Raw genomic sequence first — 18139 nt, 5'->3', positions numbered from 1 at the left:
CGAAGCGGTCCTGAAACCACCAACACGGCGCATCAGCCAAAATGGGAAACCCAGGTTCACGGCCGCTACGCAGCCGAGCGTGGCGGTGCGGCGTTCCGACAAGCCCGCTCGCCACACAAGCTTGCTACCACTGCAACAACATGGCACTCCCATGCAGCTCGCCTCTCCAACGGTTACCGTCAGGCTGACACTCCGGCATCCGCCGTCAACCCCAGCGCCTCGATCGCACTGATCGCACACTGCTCGTCGATATCCGACGTATCGCCACTGATGCCGATCGCCCCCAACACCTGCCCGGCCTGATCGCGAATCAGCACCCCGCCCGGCGCCGGCACCACACAGCCCTGCCCCAGCCCATTCAAGGCGGCGATGAACGCCGGTCGCTGCTGCGCGTCCAGCGCCAGCAGGCGCGAGCCCTTGCCCAGGGCGATCGCTCCCCAGGCCTTGCCGATGGCGATCTGCGGACGGAGCAGGCTGGCCCCGTCCTCACGCTGCAAGGTCACCAGGTGTCCACCGCCATCGAGTACCGCGATGGTCAGCGGTGCCGCCGAAATCGTCCGTCCCGCAGTGATCGCCTGGCCGGCCAGGCTGACTGCGACGTTCAAGGTTAAAGCGCTCATGGGTGCCGCCCTCATTGTTTTTGGAAAGTCTTTGGCGCTCCGGTCAGGAGCGATTCCGCACAACAAATAGAACACAATAGATGATATTTTTGTATACAATAAAATCAACACACGGACAAAATGTCGCAGAAGCGGCGGTTTTTAGTGATCCGGACGAATGCCACGTCGATTCAAGAAAATGGATTGACCTGCGCCATTGGCCATGAATACACTCGATGCAGAGCCACTTGTATACAATTACAAAACCTAAGAGGCACAAAACAATGAGCAAAATGAGAGCAATCGAAGCCGCCGTGCTGGTGATGCGTCGCGAAGGGATCGACACCGCCTTCGGCATTCCCGGCGCCGCGATCAACCCGCTGTACTCGGCGTTGCAGAAAGTCGGCGGCATCGATCACGTCCTCGCGCGCCACGTTGAAGGTGCCTCGCACATGGCCGAGGGCTACACCCGGACCCGTGCAGGCAACATCGGCGTGTGCATCGGCACCTCGGGGCCGGCCGGCACCGACATGGTCACCGGCCTGTACAGCGCCAGCGCCGACTCGATCCCGATCCTCTGCATCACCGGCCAGGCGCCCCGTGCCCGCCTGCACAAGGAAGACTTCCAGGCCGTGGACATCACCAGCATCGTCAAGCCGGTGACCAAGTGGGCGACCACCGTGCTGGAGCCGGGCCAGGTGCCCTACGCCTTCCAGAAAGCCTTCTACGAAATGCGCTCGGGTCGCCCTGGGCCGGTACTGATCGACCTGCCGTTCGACGTGCAGATGGCCGAGATCGAATTCGACATCGACGCCTACCAGCCACTGCCGCTGCTCAAGCCCAGCGCTACGCGGATCCAGGCCGAGAAAGCCTTGGCCCTGCTCGACCAGGCCGAACGGCCACTGCTGGTCGCCGGTGGCGGGATCATCAATGCCGACGCCAGCGAGCTACTGGTGGAATTCGCCGAACTGACCGGCATCCCGGTGATCCCGACCCTGATGGGCTGGGGCAGCCTGCCCGACGACCACCCGCTGATGGTCGGCATGGTCGGCCTGCAGACTTCGCACCGCTACGGTAATGCCACCCTGCTCAAGTCCGATCTGGTACTGGGCATCGGCAACCGCTGGGCCAACCGCCACACCGGCTCGGTGGAGGTCTACACCGAAGGCCGCAGGTTCATCCATGTCGATATCGAGCCGACCCAGATCGGCCGGGTGTTCACCCCTGACCTGGGCATCGTCTCCGACGCGGCCTCGGCCCTGACCGTCTTCATCGAGGTGGCCCGCGAATGGCAGGCCGCCGGCAAGCTGAAGAACCGCAGCGCGTGGCTCAAGGATTGCCAGCAGCGCAAGGCCACCCTGCAACGCAAGACCCACTTCGACAACGTGCCGGTCAAGCCGCAGCGCGTCTACGAGGAAATGAACCAGGCGTTCGGCAAGGACACCTGCTACGTCAGCACCATCGGCCTGTCGCAGATTGCCGGCGCGCAGTTCCTCCACGTCTACAAGCCACGCCACTGGATCAACTGCGGCCAGGCTGGCCCGCTGGGCTGGACCATTCCGGCGGCGCTCGGGGTGGTCAAGGCCGACCCGCAACGCAAGGTGGTGGCACTGTCGGGCGACTACGACTTCCAGTTCATGATCGAGGAACTGGCGGTGGGCGCGCAGTTCAAGCTGCCGTACATCCACGTGGTGGTGAACAACTCCTACCTGGGGCTGATCCGCCAGGCCCAGCGCGGTTTCGACATGGACTATTGCGTGCAACTGTCCTTCGACAACCTCAACGCACCGCAGCTCAACGGCTACGGTGTCGACCACGTGGCCGTGGCCGAGGGCCTGGGCTGCAAGGCCCTGCGCGTCTTCGAACCGGGCCAGATCCAGCCGGCGCTGCGCCAGGCCCAGGAACTGGTCGAGGCGTTCAAGGTGCCGGTGGTGGTCGAGATCATTCTCGAGCGCGTCACCAACATTTCCATGGGCACCGAGATCAACGCCATCAACGAATTCGAGGACCTGGCGCTGGTCGGCAACGACGCGCCGACCGCCATCTCGCTGCTCGACTGAGTACCGGCAGATTCTGGGGAGGCAGAGTGTTGTGGGAGCCGGATTTGTGGGAGCCGGATTTATCCGCGAAAGGCATCACACCGCTTCGCGGATAAATCCGGCTCCCACAGAACCAGACTCCTCCACAAAAGCAGATACCCCAGATCCCAGCCCAAGCAACCCGCCGCACTTCCACCGGAGACCGCCATGCCACGTTTTGCCGCCAACCTGTCCATGCTGTTCACCGAACAGGACTTCCTCGCCCGCTTCAAGGCCGCCGCCGATGCCGGTTTCAGCGGCGTGGAATACCTGTTCCCCTACGACTTCAGCTCCGCCGAGATCAAGGCACAACTCGATGCCCACGGCCTGACCCAGGTGCTCTTCAACCTGCCCGCCGGCGATTGGGCCAAGGGTGAGCGTGGCATCGCCTGCCACCCGGATCGCGTCGAGGAATTCCGCGGCGGGGTCGACCTGGCCATCGCCTACGCCCAGGTCCTGGGCAATACCCAGATCAACTGCCTGGCCGGGATTCGTCCGCAGGGCTTCGACGACGCCTTCCTGGAGAAGACGCTGGTCGAGAACCTCAAGTACGCCGCCGCCAAGCTCCAGGCCGTCGGTATCCGGCTGGTGATGGAAGCGATCAACACCCGCGACATTCCCGGCTTCTACCTCAATACCACGACCCAGGCCCTGTCGATTCGCGAACAGGTCGGCAGCGCCAACCTGTTCCTGCAATACGACATCTACCACATGCAGGTCATGGAGGGAGACCTGGCCCGGACCCTGAGCAATCACCTGGGCGAAATCAATCATGTGCAACTGGCCGACAACCCGGGCCGCAACGAGCCCGGCACCGGCGAGATCAACTATCGCTTCCTGTTCGAACACCTGGATCGCATCGGCTACCAGGGCTGGGTCGGCTGCGAGTACAAGCCGCTGACCACCACCGAGGCCGGCCTCGGCTGGCTGAAAAGCCACAACGCGATCTGAACGCTTCCCCTCCTTTGGCACAGGTAACAAGAGGATTTTCTCATGGCTAAAATCGGTTTCATCGGCACCGGCATCATGGGCCACCCCATGGCTTCGAACCTGCAGAAGGCAGGCCACAGCCTGTTCCTTTCCGAGCACCACGCCAGCGCTCCGGCCGACCTGGTCGCCGCCGGTGCGCTGGCCCTGGCCAACCCCCGGGAAGTGGCCCAGGAGGCCGAGTTCATCATCGTCATGGTGCCCGACACCCCGCAGGTGGAAGACGTGCTGTTTCGTACCGACGGGATTGCCGCCGGCGTCGGCCCGGGCAAGATCGTCATCGACATGAGCTCGATCTCGCCCAGCGCCACCAAGGCCTTCGCCGCGAAGATCAACGAAAAAGGCGCGCAGTACCTCGACGCACCGGTGTCCGGCGGTGAGGTCGGGGCCAAGGCCGCGACCCTGAGCATCATGGTCGGCGGCGACAGCCAGGCCTTTGCCCGCGCCCTGCCGCTGTTCCAGAACATGGGCAAGAACATCACCCTGGTCGGGGCCAACGGCGACGGCCAGACCGCCAAGGTGGCGAACCAGATCATCGTCGCCCTGAACATCCAGGCGGTCGCCGAGGCGTTGCTGTTCGCGGCGAAGAACGGTGCCGATCCGGCCAAGGTGCGTGAAGCGCTGATGGGCGGCTTCGCCTCCTCGAAGATCCTCGAGGTGCATGGCGAACGCATGATCAAGGGCACGTTCAACCCGGGCTTCCGTATCAACCTGCACCAGAAGGACCTCAACCTCGCCCTGGCCGGCGCCCGTGAGCTGGGTATCAACCTGCCCAACACCGCCAACGCCCAACAGGTCTTCAGCACCTGTGCGGCCATCGGTGGCAGCGAATGGGACCACTCGGCGCTGATCAAGGGACTGGAACACATGGCCAACTTCTCGATCCGCGACGAGTAACGCCACCGCCTTGTAGGAGCCGGCTTGCTGGCGATTGCGATTCGATAGCCGACGTCTTCCAGGCTGACACACCGCTATCGCCAGCGAGCCGGCTCCTACCGGGGCAGGTGAACACCTCGACAGGGTCGATCAACCAGGTTGTGCCCGCTACTCCATAACAATAACTCCGGGAGCCCGCCATGTCGGTCGATCCGCAAGAATTCCTGCGTCAGCTGTTTGCCACGGCCATCGACGCAGCCCACCCACAGCACGTGCTCGAACCGTTCCTACCGAAAGACCGTAGCGGCCGGGTCATCGTCATCGGCGCCGGCAAGGCTGCCGCAGCCATGGCCGAAGTCGTCGAGCGCTGCTGGCAAGGCGAAGTCCGCGGCCTGGTCGTCACCCGCTACGGTCACGGCGCCCGCTGTGAAAGGATCGAGGTGGTCGAAGCCGCCCACCCGGTGCCCGATGCCGCCGGCCTCGCCGTGGCCAGGCGCGTGCTGGCGCTGGTCAGCGACCTGGAGGAGCACGACCGGGTGATCTTCCTGCTCTCCGGCGGCGGCTCGGCGCTGCTCGCCCTGCCGGCACCGGGTATCAGCCTGGGGGACAAGCAGGCGATCAACAAGGCCCTGCTCAAGTCCGGCGCGACCATCGGCGAGATGAACTGCGTGCGCAAGCACCTCTCGGCGATCAAGGGCGGTCGCCTGGCCAAGGCCTGCTGGCCGGCCAGCGTCTACACCTACGCGATTTCCGATGTGCCGGGCGACCAGGCCACGGTGATCGCCTCCGGTCCCACCGTCGGCGACCCGACCACCTCGGCCGATGCCCTGGCGATTCTCGCCCGCTACGCCATCGAAGTGCCGACAGCGGTACGCGACTGGCTGCACAGCGCCGAATCGGAAACCGTCAAACCCGGTGACGAGTGCCTGTCACGCAGCCATTTCCAGTTGATCGCCCGCCCCCAGCAGTCCCTCGAGGCGGCGGCGGTGAAAGCCCGCCAGGCCGGCTTCAGCCCGCTGATCCTCGGAGACCTGGAGGGCGAATCCCGCGAGGTGGCCAAGGTGCATGCCGGCATCGCCCGGCAGATCGTCCAGCATGGCCAGCCGCTGCCGGCGCCCTGCGTGATTCTCTCCGGCGGTGAAACCACCGTGACCGTGCGCGGCAACGGCCGTGGCGGACGCAATGCCGAATTCCTGCTGAGCCTGACCGACAGCCTCAAGGGCTTGCCTGGCGTCTACGCCCTGGCCGGCGACACCGACGGCATCGACGGCTCGGAGGACAACGCCGGCGCACTGATGACGCCCGACAGCTACCGCCGCGCCCAGTCCCTGGGTCTGAACGCCAGCGACGAACTGGATGACAACAACGGCTATGGCTACTTCGCCGCGCTGGACGCGCTGGTCGTCACCGAGCCAACCCGCACCAATGTCAACGACCTGCGCGCCATCCTCATTCTCGACAGCGCCTCCTTGCAAAGCGCCCAACCAGAGTGCTCCGAACATGACGCCTGACAAGAAAGTCAAAATCCTCGCCACCCTCGGCCCCGCCACCCGCGGTCTCGACGACGTCCGCGCCCTGGTGGAGGCCGGCGTGAACATCTTCCGCCTCAATTTCAGCCATGGCGAACACGCCGACCACGCCCGCCGCTTCGAGTGGATCCGCGAGGTCGAACGCCAGCTCAACTACCCGCTGGGCATCCTGATGGACCTGCAGGGGCCGAAACTGCGCATCGGTCGCTTCGCCGAGGGCAAGGTGCAACTGGTCTGCGGCCAGGCACTGCGGCTGGATCTGGACAGTACGCCTGGCGACCAGGATCGGGTCAACCTGCCCCACCCGGAGATCATCGCCGCGCTGGAACCGGGCATGGACCTGCTGCTCGACGATGGCAAGCTGCGCCTGCGGGTGACCGCCAAATCCGCGGAGGCGGTCGACACTATTGTGCTCAACGGCGGCGAACTGTCGGATCGCAAGGGCGTCAACGTGCCGCAGGCCCTGCTCGAGCTGAGCCCGCTGACCCGCAAGGATCGCCAGGACCTCAGCTTCGGCCTGGAGCTGGGCGTGGACTGGGTGGCGCTGTCATTCGTGCAGCGCCCCGAGGACATCCGCGAGGCCCGCGAACTGATCGGCGGCCAGGCGTTCCTGATGGCCAAGATCGAAAAACCCTCGGCGGTCACCCACCTGCGGGAGATCGCCGAGCTGAGCGACGCGATCATGGTTGCCCGCGGCGACTTGGGCGTCGAGGTACCGGCCGAGAGCGTGCCGCAGATCCAGAAGGACATCATCGGTACCTGCCGCCAGCTGGGCCGCCCGGTGGTGGTGGCGACCCAGATGCTCGAGTCCATGCGGTTCTCCCCGGCCCCGACCCGCGCGGAGGTCACCGATGTCGCCAATGCCGTCGCCGAAGGCACCGATGCGGTGATGCTCTCGGCCGAAACGGCCTCCGGCGACTACCCGCTGGAAGCCGTGCAGATGATGAGCAAGATCATCCGCCAGGTGGAAAGCGGGCCGGACTACCAGACCCAACTGGACGTCGGCCGGCCACAGGCGCAAGCCACGGTTTCGGACGCCATCAGTTGTGCGATCCGGCGGATCAGCCGGATCCTGCCGGTGGCGGCACTGGTCAACTACAGCGAGTCCGGTGCCTCCAGCCTGCGGGCGGCGCGGGAACGGCCGGCAGCGCCGATCCTCAACCTCACGCCGAACGTGCGCACGGCACGCCGCCTGAGCGTGGCCTGGGGCGTGCACTCGGTGGTCAACGACCGGCTGCGACAGGTCGACGAAGTCTGCTCGACGGCCCTGGAGATCGCCCAGGCCCAGGGCATGGCGCAGCGTGGCGACACTCTGCTGATCACCGCCGGTGTGCCTTTTGGCCAGCCCGGATCGACCAACTCGCTGCGCATCGAAACCCTGATCTGAAATTCGCGCCAGCCTCCTCGCGGGGCAAGCCACGCTCCCGCAAGGCCACGCAAAGCCTGTAGGTGCGTGGCTTGCCCGCGAAGAGGCCAACGACAACATAAAGCCACACACCACACATTCTCCCGACCTGCCATGCAATCGAACCACTTCAACCAACACTGCCCCGACTGGGCCACCGCCCTGTTCAACGGCTTCAGCCAGATCTTCCTCCAGCGTCATCCGCTGTGCGGCCTGCTCTGCCTGCTGGCGATCCTCTACGGCGCCCCGGGCCTGCTCGGCGGCGCCCTGCTCGGCGGTCTCGCCGGCCTGCTCACGGCACAGCGTCGCGGCTACCCCAAGGCCGAGCGCCAGGCCGGGCTGTACAGCTACAACGGCGTATTGCTGGGCCTGCTGATCAGCCTGAACATGACCTGGTCGCCGATCCTGCCGCTGCTGATCATCGCCGCCGGTGGCCTGAGCGCGATCATGGTCCGCCACTGGCCCAGGAGCCTGCCGGCCTACACCGCGCCCTTCGTCCTGCTCGGCTGGGCGCTGCTGGCATTCGGTACGAGCCAGCCTGCAGCACTCGAAGCGGACTTGTCCGGCCTGTCGCCAGCGATCATCAAGGGATTCGGCCAGGTCATGTTCCTCGACGAACCATTGGCCGGTGCCCTGATCCTGGTCGGGTTGCTACTGGCCAACCGGCGCGCTGTGCTGTGGGCCGTGCTCGGCAGTTGCATGGGCCTGGCATTCGGCCTGTGCAACGATCCGACGCAGGCCCTGAACGGGCTGGGCGGCTACAACGCCACCCTTGCCGCATTGGCGCTTAGCCCATTGCAACGCCGTCCCTGGCTGGTACTGGGCGGCATGGCCCTGGCAATCCTGCTGACAGAGGTTTTCATCACCCTGGCTCTGCCGCCGCTGACCGCCCCCTTCATCCTTGCCTGCTGGCTGAGCCGTGCTGCTGCGCGGATGCTACGCCCGCCCCTGTACGCACAGCCCTGAAAACGACAGCACCCGAAACCGCAGGAGTGGACTGGGGTTGCCGAATTGCGCGGTAACGCACAAGTACCTGCTGCGGCTTGCGGATTGATCGCCCTTGCCCCACGCTTGCGGCGTCAATCATTTGGGCAACACTTCATGAACAGCAACAACGACTGGCGCCAACGGCTCTACGTCATGGTTTTTCAAACCGATACCGTCGCTGGCCGACGCTTCGACAAGATCCTCCTGCTGATCATCCTCGCCAGCCTGGTGACGGTGGTCTTGGACAGCATCGAGGACGTCCACCAGAACTTCGCCGGCCTGCTGGCCGGCATCGAGTGGGGCTTCACGCTGATCTTCGCGGTCGAGTACCTGGTGCGCCTCTACTGTTCGCCACGACCCTTGCGCTATGCCTTCAGCTTCTACGGGCTGGTGGACCTGCTGGCGATCGTGCCGGGGATCCTCGCGCTGTATTACAGCGATGCCCAGTACCTGTTGATCATCCGCATCATCCGTATGCTGCGGATCTTCCGCGTGCTCAAGCTGGCCCCCTATCTCAAGCAGGCGCATTACCTGCTCGACGCGCTGCGCGGCAGCAAGCAGAAAATCCTGGTGTTCCTGTTCGGCGTCTGCACCCTGGTCACCGTGTTCGGCACCCTGATGTACGTGATCGAGGGCCCCGAACACGGCTTCACCAGCATCCCCAAGGGCATCTACTGGGCGATCGTCACGCTGACCACGGTCGGCTATGGCGATATCGTGCCCAGGACCGTGCTGGGGCAGGTCATCTCGTCGCTGGTGATGATCACCGGCTATTCGATCATCGCCGTGCCCACCGGGATCTTCACCGCCGAACTGGCTACCGCCCTGCGCGGCGAACAGCTCAAGCATGCGTGCCCGGTGTGCAGCAAGAACAGCCATGAGCCGGAGGCCTCCTTCTGCTCGCGTTGTGGCAATGCGCTGTTCAAGAAACGGGAATAAGCAAAGTACTTTTTAATCTTTAAGCGCCTATGCGCTCACCGTTATAGTCGCTGGCAAATTGCCCTCTCTCTACTCGAACAAGGAATGCGCAGTGAAAAAACTCTTTGGCGCCTCGCTCCTGGCCGCTGGCCTGGCCTTCGGCGGCATCGCCCAGGCTGCCCCGACCCTGCTGAACGTGTCCTACGATGTCATGCGCGACTTCTACAAGGACTACAACAGCGCCTTCCAGAAACACTGGCAGGCCGAGCACAACGAAAACGTCACCGTGCAGATGTCCTTCGGCGGCTCCAGCAAGCAGGCGCGCGCCGTGATCGATGGCCTGCCGGCGGATGTGATCACCATGAACATGGCGACCGACATCAATGCCCTGGCGGACAACGGCAAGCTGGTACCGGAGAACTGGGTCACCCGTCTGCCGAACAACAGCGCCCCCTTCACCTCGGCCACCGTGTTCATCGTGCGCAAGGGCAACCCGAAAGCCCTGAAGGACTGGCCGGACCTGCTCAAGGAAGGCGTGCAGGTAGTCGTGCCGAACCCGAAGACCTCGGGTAACGGCCGCTACACCTACCTGTCGGCATGGGGTTATGTACTGAAGAACGGTGGCGACGAGAACAAGGCCAAGGACTTCGTCGGCAAGCTGTTCAAGCAGGTGCCGGTGCTGGACACCGGTGGCCGCGCCGCGACCACCACCTTCATGACCAACCAGATCGGCGACGTGCTGGTGACCTTCGAGAACGAAGCGGAAATGATTGCCCGCGAGTTCGGTCGCGACCAGTTCGAAGTGATCTACCCGAGCGTGTCCGCCGAGGCCGAGCCGCCGGTGAGCGTGGTCGACAAGGTCGTGGACAAGAAAGGCAGCCGTGCGGCGGCCGAGGAGTACCTCAAATACCTGTGGTCGCCGGAAGGCCAGGAAATCGCGGCGGCGAACTACCTGCGTCCGCGTGATCCGAAGGTGCTGGCGAAGTTCACCGATCGTTTCCCGAAAGTCGACTTCCTCTCGGTCGAGAAGACCTTCGGTGACTGGCGGACGGTGCAGAAGACCCACTTCAACGACGGTGGCGTGTTCGACCAGATCTACGGCAAGTAGTACCCCGCCCCAGCCGATCGTTCCCACGCTCCGCGTGGGAATGCCGACTCGGACGCTCAGCGTCCGCTCCTGTGACGCAGAGCGTCACGGGCTGCGTTACCACATAGAGCGTGGGAACGATCGAATCAGACACTCCGCACTGACAGGGCTTGTCCGCGAAGGCGTACTGGCTGCTGCCACCGGGCGGTGAATGGCCGCCTTTGGCGGTTCGCCGGCAAGCCGCGCTCCTACTCGAACTGCTTGCCCAGTCCCGGCGGCACGCCGTGGATGTCGGTTTCTTCCCAAGGCCCATTCGGGCTGATCGAACGGCTCCAGCCATTGTCCCAGCGGTAGTAGGTGCGCTGGCGATAGAAGGTGTTGGGCTGGTTGTCGAGCACATACACGCCCATCTGCCCATCCCAGTGACTGCGCCCGCCAGGCGGTGGAGCGAAAGTCGCCGAAGTACTCGGACGCGGCTTGGTCGCCGGGATCGGCTTGCCCGGCGTGGCGGGCGGATAGGGCTGGGTCGTCGGGCCTGACGGTGGAATCGTCGGGCCCGTCGGAGCCGAGGGGCGATGGACCGTACAGGCGCTCAACCCCAGGACCAGCGTTAACAGGGTGAGGCGAGCGATGGAGGTCATGGCGGGTTCTCTATTTGTCCGGGCTGTCGATGGTCAGGTTCTGTTGCGCGGCGGTACTGCTGGCCAGCGGCTGGCTGCGTCCGATCCACTCACCGGCCATCGGCTGGCCGGCGCGGGAGATCCGTGCAACCAGTTGGACTTCGGGAAAGTTCGACAGTTTCAATTGCGGCATCATTGCATCGGCATCACCCAGCTCGACCGTGGCCGGCAGGTCGGCCACCGTCAGGCGCTTGGCGGCCAGCGGTGCCGGTGGTCCCTGGGTGGCACGGGCGAAAACGAAGACGCTGTCACCCGGCTGGACCTTGGCCTTGAGGTCCGCAGCCAGGTCGACCCGCACCTTGAGTTGGGCGCCCTGCCCAACCGCTGCCTTGTCGACCGGCGCCATCGCCACCTTGCCACCGCCCTGTACCAGCTTCTCGCTGGCACGGTCGATCCCACCCTGCAACGCGGCACGGGACTGATCCTCCGCCGGCAGTTGCGCCAGCAGGCGCTTCCAGTAGTCGATCGCCTCCTGGTAGCGCTCGCCTTCAAACGCGGCGATCCCCAGCAGGCCGAGGCTGGTGACTTCGTTGGGGTCGGCCTTGAGCGCTTCGTCGGTCAACGCCTGGACCTGCGGTGACCAGCGCTTGCCATCGGCGAAGTAACGCGCCTGCGCCCATTGCCCCAGCAGTTCGGGCTGACGCCCGGCCAGCTGGACGGTGCGTTCGAAGACCTTCGCCGCATCCGCCGGCCGCTCCTGGGCCATGTAGGCACGACCCAGGAAATACAGGCCTTCGGCCGAGTCCGGCTGGGCGGCGACCGCACGCTCCAGGCGGCGCGTCATGTCCTCCATCGACTGCGGCGCCTGGGCGAACTCACGCGTCAGCTCGACCTTGTCGCTGGCGCCGAAATGCAGGTACAGGACCATCCCGAGCACTGGCACCAGTAGCGCAGCCAGCAATGGCAGCGGCTTGCCCAGCCGCGAAACCGGCGCAGGCGCCACTGCGTCGGTATCGGCCAGCAGCTCGCGAGCCGCTTCGGCACGAGCACTGTCCATCTGCTCGGCCGTCAGCACACCGTCGTCACGCTGGGCCTGCAGCTCCGCCACGCGTTCCTGGTACAACGCCACGTTGAGCGCGGTGCGATCCTCTTCCTGGCGGACACGGCGATCACGCAGGATCGGGATCAGCAGGAAACTCAGGGCAATCAGTAACAACAGACCGGTAGCAAGCCAGAAATCAATCATTCGCGGTTTTTATCCAGCAGGTGGTCGAGGCGCTCGCGCTCCTCGGCGGAAAGCGCGTCCGGGGTTTCGCTGCGCTGGGCGCGGCGACGGCGGACGATCACGGCGATCACGACCAGGCCGCCCAGCAGCAACCCGGCAGGGCCGAACCAGAGCAGCGCGGTCTTGCCGGTCAGGGCCGGCTTGTAGCGGACGAAATCCCCATAACGATCGACCATGAAGTCGATGATCTGCTGATTGTCCTTGCCCTCGCCGAGCATGCGGAAGATCTCCCGACGCAGGTCGGCGGCGATCGGTGCATTGGAGTCGGCGATGTCCTGGTTCTGGCACTTGGGACACCGCAGTTCCTTGGTCAGGTCGCGGAAACGCTCGCGCTCGGCCTCGTTGGCGAACTCGTAGGTGTCGATGGCGGCGTGAGCCACACCGGTCAGGGTCAGGCCCAGGGCAACGGCGGCCAACCAGCGCTTCATGGCCGGGCCTCGTCGACCAGTGCCTGGTAGACCGGCGCCAGTTGCTCGCGCCAGACCACTTCGTCGATCACTCCGACATACTTGTGACGGATCACGCCCTTGGCGTCGATGAAAAAGGTCTCCGGAGCGCCGTATACACCCAGGTTCAGGCCCAGGCTGCCCTGCTCGTCACGGATATCCAACTGGTATGGGTTGTGGAAATCCTTCAGCCACTTCAAGGCCTCGGCGTTGTCGTCCTTGTAGTTCACGCCGTAAATCCGCACGCCCTGCTGCGCCAGCTTGTTCAGCACCGGGTGCTCGACCCGGCAGGAGATGCACCAGGTGCCCCAGACGTTGACCAGCGCCGGCTGGCCGTGCAGGTCGAGTTGGGTCAGGGTCTTCTCGCCCTGCACGTCGGGCAGGGAGAACGCCGGGAACGGCTTGCCGATCATCGCCGACGGCAACTCGGCCGGGTCCAGGTACAACCCGCGATACAGGAACACCGCCACCACCAGGAACACGGCCAGTGGCAGTACCATCATCCAACGCTTCATGCAGTCGCTCCACTCATGCCCAATGCCTGTTTCACACGGCTCGTGACCTTCACCCGATAACGCCGGTCCAGCGCCGCCAGTGCACCGCCGAGGGCGGTCAGCAGGCCACCGAACCAGATCCAGCGCACGAACGGCTTGACGTGCACCCGCACCGCCCAGGCGCCATCGCCCAGTGGCTCGCCGAGGGCGACGTAGAGGTCACGGGTGAAGCCGGCATCGATTCCGGCTTCGGTCATCATCGATTGCTGCACGGTATAGAGACGTTTTTCCGGATGCAGCACGGCCACTTCGCGGCCGTTGTCGATGACGCGGATGGTGCCCTTGTCCGAGGTGAAGTTCGGCCCTTCGAAGTGCTTGGCGCCTTCGAAGACGAAGTGGTAGCCGGCCAGCTCGGTGGACTCGCCCGGTGCCAGGCGCAGGTCGCGCTCGGCGCTCTCCTGGCTCGACAGCACCACGCCCAGGGCGCAGACCGCGATACCCAGGTGCGCCAGATGCATGCCCCAGTAGCTGCGGGTCAGGCTCGGCAGGCCCTTGAGCAGGCCCTTGTGGCGGGTCTTGTCGAGAATGTCGCGCACGCCGCCCAGCACCACCCAGGCCGCCAGCAGGAACGTCGCCAGCACCGCCCAGTTGAAATCGCCGTAGACCAGCCCGGCCACCACCGCCAGCGCCACGCTGCCCAGCAATACCGGAGTGAGCATGCCGAACAGCCATTTCACCGGCGTGTCCTTCCAGCGCACCAGCACGCCAACCGCCAGCACCACCATCAACACCGCCATCAACGGAATGAACAGCGCATTGAAGTACGGCGGGCCGACCGACAGCTTGGCGCCGCTCAGGGCATCGAGCACCAGCGGATACAGGGTACCCAGCAGGATCATCGAGGCGGCCACCACCAGCACCAGGTTGTTGGCCAGCAGCAGGGTTTCACGCGACCACAGGTTGAAGCCGACCTGGCTCTTGACCACCGGCGCGCGCAGGGCGAACAGCGTCAGCGAACCGCCGACCACGAACAGCAGGAAAATCAGGATGAACACACCGCGGGCCGGGTCGGAAGCGAACGCATGGACCGAAGTCAGCACGCCCGAACGGACCAGGAAAGTACCCAGCAGGCTGAGCGAGAACGCGGCGATGGCGAGCAGCACCGTCCAGCTCTTGAACACACCGCGTTTTTCCGTGACCGCCAGCGAGTGGATCAGCGCCGTGCCCACCAGCCAGGGCATGAACGAGGCGTTTTCCACCGGGTCCCAGAACCACCAGCCACCCCAGCCAAGCTCGTAGTAGGCCCACCAGGAACCGAGGGTGATCCCCAGGCCGAGGAAGGCCCAGGCAACGATGGTCCACGGCCGCGACCAGCGGGCCCAGGCCGCATCGAGGCGACCGCCGAGCAAGGCGGCGATGGCGAAGGCGAAAGCCACGGAGAAACCGACATAGCCCATGTACAGCATCGGCGGATGAACGATCAGGCCGATGTCCTGCAGCAACGGGTTGAGGTCGCGACCGTCCGCTGGAATCTGCGGCAGGATGCGCGAGAAGGGGTTGGAAGTGAGGATCAGGAACGACAGGAAGCCGGAGCTGATCATGCCCATCACCGCCAGCACCCGCGCCAGCATGACCTGCGGCAGTTGCCGCGAGAACACCGACACGGCGAAGGTCCAGCCACCGAGGATCAGCGCCCAGAGCAGCAGCGAGCCTTCGTGGGCACCCCACACGGCACTGAACTTGTAGTACCAGGGCAAGGCGCTGTTGGAGTTGTTGGCCACATAGGTGACGGAAAAATCGTCGGTCATGAACGCGTAGGTCAGCACGCCGAAGGCGAAGGCCAGGAAGGCGAACTGCCCCCAGGCCGCCGGCTGCGCCAGGCTCATCCACAGGCGATCGCCACGCCAGGCGCCGAGCAGCGGGACGCAGGCCTGCACGAGGGCAAAGCACAGCGCCAGGATCATGGCCAGGTGGCCAAGCTCGGGAATCATGGTCAACCCTCCTTCGCAGGTGTCGGGGCGGCCTGGCCGCTGTCCTTGAGTGCCTTGGTCACTTCCGGCGGCATGTACTTCTCGTCATGCTTGGCCAGTACCTCGTCGGCCACCACCACGCCCTGGGCGTTGAGCTTGCCGAGGGCGACGATGCCCTGCCCTTCGCGGAACAGGTCGGGAAGAATGCCGCGGTAGCTGATGGTCACGGACTTGTTGAAATCGGTGACCACGAACTTCACGTCCAGCGAGTCGCTGGAGCGCACCAGCGAGCCTTTCTCGACCATGCCGCCAGCACGGATACGGGTATCCAGCGGTGCCTCGCCATTGGCGATCTGGGTCGGGGTGTAGAACAGGTTGATGTTTTCCTGAAGGGCACTCAGGGCCAGGCCGACGGCAGCGCCGACCCCGACCAGGATCGCCAGGATGATGATCAGGCGTTTCTTGCGCAGCGGGTTCACTGGCTATTCTCCCGGCGCAGGCGACGCGCCTCCTGTTGCAGGTAGCGCCGGCGAGCCAACAGCGGCGAGGCGACATTGATGAGCAGTACCGCCAGGCAGATGCCATAGGCCGACCAGACGTACAGGCCGTGATGGCCCATGGCGAGGAAATCGCCGAATGAAGCAAAACTCATCGAACCGCCTCCAGTTCGTTCAGGACTTCGGCCTTGACCCAGCTGGCCCGGGCCTCGCGCTTGAGCACTTCAAGGCGCATGCGCAGCAATACCACGGCACCGAAGAAGCAGTAGAAACCGAGCACCGTCAGCAGCAGCGGCAGCCACATTTCCACCGGCATCGCCGGCTTCTCGGTCAGGGTGAAGGTCGCCCCCTGGTGCAGGGTGTTCCACCACTCCACCGAGTACTTGATGATCGGGATGTTGACCACGCCGACGATCGCCAGCACCGCGCAGGCCTTGGCCGCGCTGTCACGGTTGGTGATGGCGTTGCCCAGGGCGATCACGCCGAAATAGAGGAACAGCAGGATCAGCATCGAGGTCAGGCGCGCGTCCCAGACCCACCAGGCGCCCCAGGTCGGCTTGCCCCAGATCGCACCGGTGACCAGCGCCACGGCGGTCATCCAGGCCCCGATGGGGGCTGCGCACTGCAGGGCGACGTCGGCCAGCTTCATCTTCCACACCAGCCCCACCACGCCGCAGACCGCCAGCATCACATAGCAGGACTGGGCGAGCATGGCCGTCGGCACATGGATATAGATGATGCGAAAGCTGTTGCCCTGCTGGTAGTCCGGCGGCGCGAAGGCCAGCCCCCAGACCACGCCGCTGCCGATCAGCAGCACGGCGGCGATGCTCAGCCAGGGCAGCAGGCGCCCGCTGATGCCATAAAACCATTTGGGCGAGCCCAGCTTATGAAACCAAGTCCAGTTCATCACGGTACATCCAGGGTCTTTGCTGGCCGGAAACCGGCCAGACCTCATTATTCGCCGACGCTGATCTTCAGGCCAGCCGCTATTGCAAAAGGTGCCAGGGTCACTGCCAGGGCGGCCAGGCTGCCAAGCCAGAGCAGGTAACCGGTTGCCGGCATGCCCTGCAACGCGGCCTGCAAGGCCCCGCTGCCGAGAATCAGTACCGGGATATACAACGGCAGGATCAGTAGCGCCAGCAGCAGGCCGCCGCGCTTGAGCCCCACCGTCAGCGCCGCGCCCACCGCACCGAGCAGGCTCAGCACCGGTGTTCCCAGCAGCAGCGATGACAACAGTACCGGCAGGCAGGCGCTCGGCAAGCCGAGCATGAGCCCCAGCAACGGCGCCAGCAAGACCAGCGCCAGGCCGGAAAAAACCCAGTGTGCCAGCACCTTGGCCAACACCAGAAGGGCCAGGGGGTGCGGCGAAAGGACCCACTGTTCCAGCGAGCCGTCCTCGAAATCACTGCGGAAAAGCCCGTCCAGCGAGAGCAGGACGGACAAAAGTGCCGCGACCCAGACCAACCCGGGGGACAAGGTTTGCAACATATTCGTCTCGGGACCGACCGCCAGCGGAAACAGCGCGATCACGATGGCAAAGAACACCAGCGGGTTGGCCAGCTCGGCCGGACGCCGGAACAGCAGCCGCGCTTCGCGGGCAAACAACAGGCCGAAGACGCTCATGCCGCCCACCGCCCGAGATCCAGGTCGCGGTAGCCGGCAGGCACCCGTGCCAGGCTGTGGTGGGTGGTCAGCACGACCATGCCGCCGCGCTCGCAGTGACCGGCCAGGTGCTCCTCCAGTTGCGCCACACCGTGCTTGTCCAGGGCGGTGAAGGGTTCGTCGAGAATCCACAGTGGCGGGCTGTCCAGATACAGCCGGGCCAGGGCCACGCGGCGCTGCTGGCCGGCAGACAAGGTATGACAGGGGACATCCTCGAAGCCACGCAGGCCGACGGCGGCCAGGGCCTGCCAGATCGCCTCGCGTTCGGCCGGCCGGTGCAATGCACAGAGCCAGCGCAGGTTTTCCTCGGCCGTCAGCAGATCCTTGATCCCGGCGGCGTGGCCGATCCAAAGCAACGTGCGCGCCAGTTCGCTGCGCTGGCTGTCCAGCGGCTGGCCGTTGAGACGGATTTCGCCAGCGGTCGGCTGCATCAGGCCGGCCAGCAGGCGCAACAGGCTGGTCTTGCCACTGCCGTTGGGGCCACTGATCTGCAACATGTCACCGGGACTCAGACGCAGTTCGAGGTTCTCGAAAAGCATCCGCCAATCACGCTCACAGGCGAGCGCTGCGGCTTCTAGAAGAGGGCTGGTCAAATGATCGAAGCCTTTTGCGGTTCTCAAGTCGGCCATGACGCGGCCGTTAACGTAAGGCAGCATAAATGCTTTTGCAGCTCGTACCAGCGAGCTGTGTCAATTTATC

19 protein-coding genes are annotated in these 18139 nt (G+C 64.9%); 8 read left to right on the top strand and 11 right to left on the bottom strand.

The window, feature by feature from the left end; all coding sequences use genetic code 11:
- Positions 1 to 179 precede the first annotated feature (179 nt).
- Complete coding sequence (locus HU752_RS09410; RefSeq protein WP_186677473.1) at positions 180 to 620, bottom strand: GlcG/HbpS family heme-binding protein; 441 nt, start codon at positions 618 to 620, stop codon at positions 180 to 182.
- Positions 621 to 883: 263 nt separating this feature from the next.
- On the opposite strand from HU752_RS09410, the gene gcl reads away from it, so the two are divergent.
- The 8 genes from gcl (at position 884) to HU752_RS09370 (ending at position 10487) form a co-directional block, all read left to right on the top strand.
- On the top strand, positions 884 to 2659 hold the full coding sequence (gene gcl, locus HU752_RS09405) for a glyoxylate carboligase (RefSeq protein WP_186677476.1): 1776 nt from the start codon (positions 884 to 886) through the stop codon (positions 2657 to 2659).
- Between the two features lie 186 nt (positions 2660 to 2845).
- A complete protein-coding gene (gene hyi / locus HU752_RS09400; RefSeq protein ID WP_186677486.1) occupies positions 2846 to 3628 on the top strand; it encodes a hydroxypyruvate isomerase in 783 nt (260 codons plus the stop codon).
- 42 nt (positions 3629 to 3670) lie between these two features.
- Positions 3671 to 4561: a 2-hydroxy-3-oxopropionate reductase gene (locus tag HU752_RS09395; RefSeq protein ID WP_186677495.1), complete on the top strand. Its 891-nt coding sequence runs from the start codon at positions 3671 to 3673 to the stop codon at positions 4559 to 4561.
- A 179-nt stretch (positions 4562 to 4740) separates the two neighbouring features.
- Positions 4741 to 6051 (top strand): glycerate kinase type-2 family protein, encoded by a 1311-nt coding sequence (locus tag HU752_RS09390; protein ID WP_186677497.1) that lies wholly within the window; start codon positions 4741 to 4743, stop codon positions 6049 to 6051.
- Positions 6041 to 7456 (top strand): pyruvate kinase, encoded by a 1416-nt coding sequence (gene pyk, locus HU752_RS09385; protein WP_186677499.1) that lies wholly within the window; start codon positions 6041 to 6043, stop codon positions 7454 to 7456. Before HU752_RS09390 ends, pyk begins: the two co-directional genes overlap by 11 nt.
- A 132-nt stretch (positions 7457 to 7588) precedes the next feature.
- Positions 7589 to 8440 (top strand): urea transporter, encoded by an 852-nt coding sequence (locus HU752_RS09380; protein WP_186677501.1) that lies wholly within the window; start codon positions 7589 to 7591, stop codon positions 8438 to 8440.
- Positions 8441 to 8575: 135 nt separating this feature from the next.
- Positions 8576 to 9400: an ion transporter gene (locus HU752_RS09375; RefSeq protein WP_186677503.1), complete on the top strand. Its 825-nt coding sequence runs from the start codon at positions 8576 to 8578 to the stop codon at positions 9398 to 9400.
- 91 nt (positions 9401 to 9491) lie between these two features.
- Positions 9492 to 10487 carry a sulfate ABC transporter substrate-binding protein gene (locus HU752_RS09370; protein ID WP_017906327.1) on the top strand — a complete coding sequence of 332 codons (996 nt, stop codon included), beginning with the start codon at positions 9492 to 9494 and terminating at the stop codon, positions 10485 to 10487.
- A 227-nt stretch (positions 10488 to 10714) separates the two neighbouring features.
- Here the strand turns inward: HU752_RS09370 and HU752_RS09365 are convergent, their stop codons facing one another.
- The 10 genes from HU752_RS09365 to ccmA are packed head-to-tail and all read right to left on the bottom strand — an operon-like array spanning position 10715 to position 18069.
- A complete protein-coding gene (locus HU752_RS09365) occupies positions 10715 to 11107 on the bottom strand; it encodes a hypothetical protein (protein WP_186677505.1) in 393 nt (130 codons plus the stop codon).
- Between the two features lie 10 nt (positions 11108 to 11117).
- Positions 11118 to 12332, bottom strand: coding sequence for a c-type cytochrome biogenesis protein CcmI (gene ccmI / locus HU752_RS09360; RefSeq protein WP_186677515.1), 1215 nt, complete (start codon positions 12330 to 12332; stop codon positions 11118 to 11120).
- Positions 12329 to 12799 (bottom strand): cytochrome c-type biogenesis protein, encoded by a 471-nt coding sequence (locus tag HU752_RS09355; protein ID WP_186677517.1) that lies wholly within the window; start codon positions 12797 to 12799, stop codon positions 12329 to 12331. Before HU752_RS09355 ends, ccmI begins: the two co-directional genes overlap by 4 nt.
- Positions 12796 to 13332: a DsbE family thiol:disulfide interchange protein gene (locus HU752_RS09350; RefSeq protein ID WP_186677519.1), complete on the bottom strand. Its 537-nt coding sequence runs from the start codon at positions 13330 to 13332 to the stop codon at positions 12796 to 12798. Before HU752_RS09350 ends, HU752_RS09355 begins: the two co-directional genes overlap by 4 nt.
- Complete coding sequence (locus HU752_RS09345; protein ID WP_186677521.1) at positions 13329 to 15302, bottom strand: heme lyase CcmF/NrfE family subunit; 1974 nt, start codon at positions 15300 to 15302, stop codon at positions 13329 to 13331. Before HU752_RS09345 ends, HU752_RS09350 begins: the two co-directional genes overlap by 4 nt.
- A 2-nt stretch (positions 15303 to 15304) precedes the next feature.
- On the bottom strand, positions 15305 to 15760 hold the full coding sequence (ccmE, locus tag HU752_RS09340) for a cytochrome c maturation protein CcmE (protein ID WP_054064092.1): 456 nt from the start codon (positions 15758 to 15760) through the stop codon (positions 15305 to 15307).
- On the bottom strand, positions 15757 to 15933 hold the full coding sequence (gene ccmD, locus HU752_RS09335; protein WP_186677524.1) for a heme exporter protein CcmD: 177 nt from the start codon (positions 15931 to 15933) through the stop codon (positions 15757 to 15759). Before ccmD ends, ccmE begins: the two co-directional genes overlap by 4 nt.
- The gene (locus HU752_RS09330) at positions 15930 to 16688 is read right to left on the bottom strand and encodes a heme ABC transporter permease (RefSeq protein WP_186677526.1); all 759 of its coding nucleotides are present in this window, start codon (positions 16686 to 16688) and stop codon (positions 15930 to 15932) included. The genes ccmD and HU752_RS09330 overlap by 4 nt, the downstream gene beginning before the upstream one ends.
- 44 nt (positions 16689 to 16732) lie before the next feature.
- Positions 16733 to 17401: a heme exporter protein CcmB gene (ccmB, locus tag HU752_RS09325; RefSeq protein ID WP_186677528.1), complete on the bottom strand. Its 669-nt coding sequence runs from the start codon at positions 17399 to 17401 to the stop codon at positions 16733 to 16735.
- The gene (gene ccmA, locus HU752_RS09320; RefSeq protein ID WP_186677530.1) at positions 17398 to 18069 is read right to left on the bottom strand and encodes a cytochrome c biogenesis heme-transporting ATPase CcmA; all 672 of its coding nucleotides are present in this window, start codon (positions 18067 to 18069) and stop codon (positions 17398 to 17400) included. Before ccmA ends, ccmB begins: the two co-directional genes overlap by 4 nt.
- Positions 18070 to 18139: the final 70 nt, after the last annotated feature.

The organism is Pseudomonas vanderleydeniana (assembly GCF_014268755.2).
GTDB lineage: Bacteria > Pseudomonadota > Gammaproteobacteria > Pseudomonadales > Pseudomonadaceae > Aquipseudomonas > Aquipseudomonas vanderleydeniana.
Note: the sequence above shows the minus strand (reverse complement) of the source record. Positions and strands in the feature narration are given on the sequence as shown.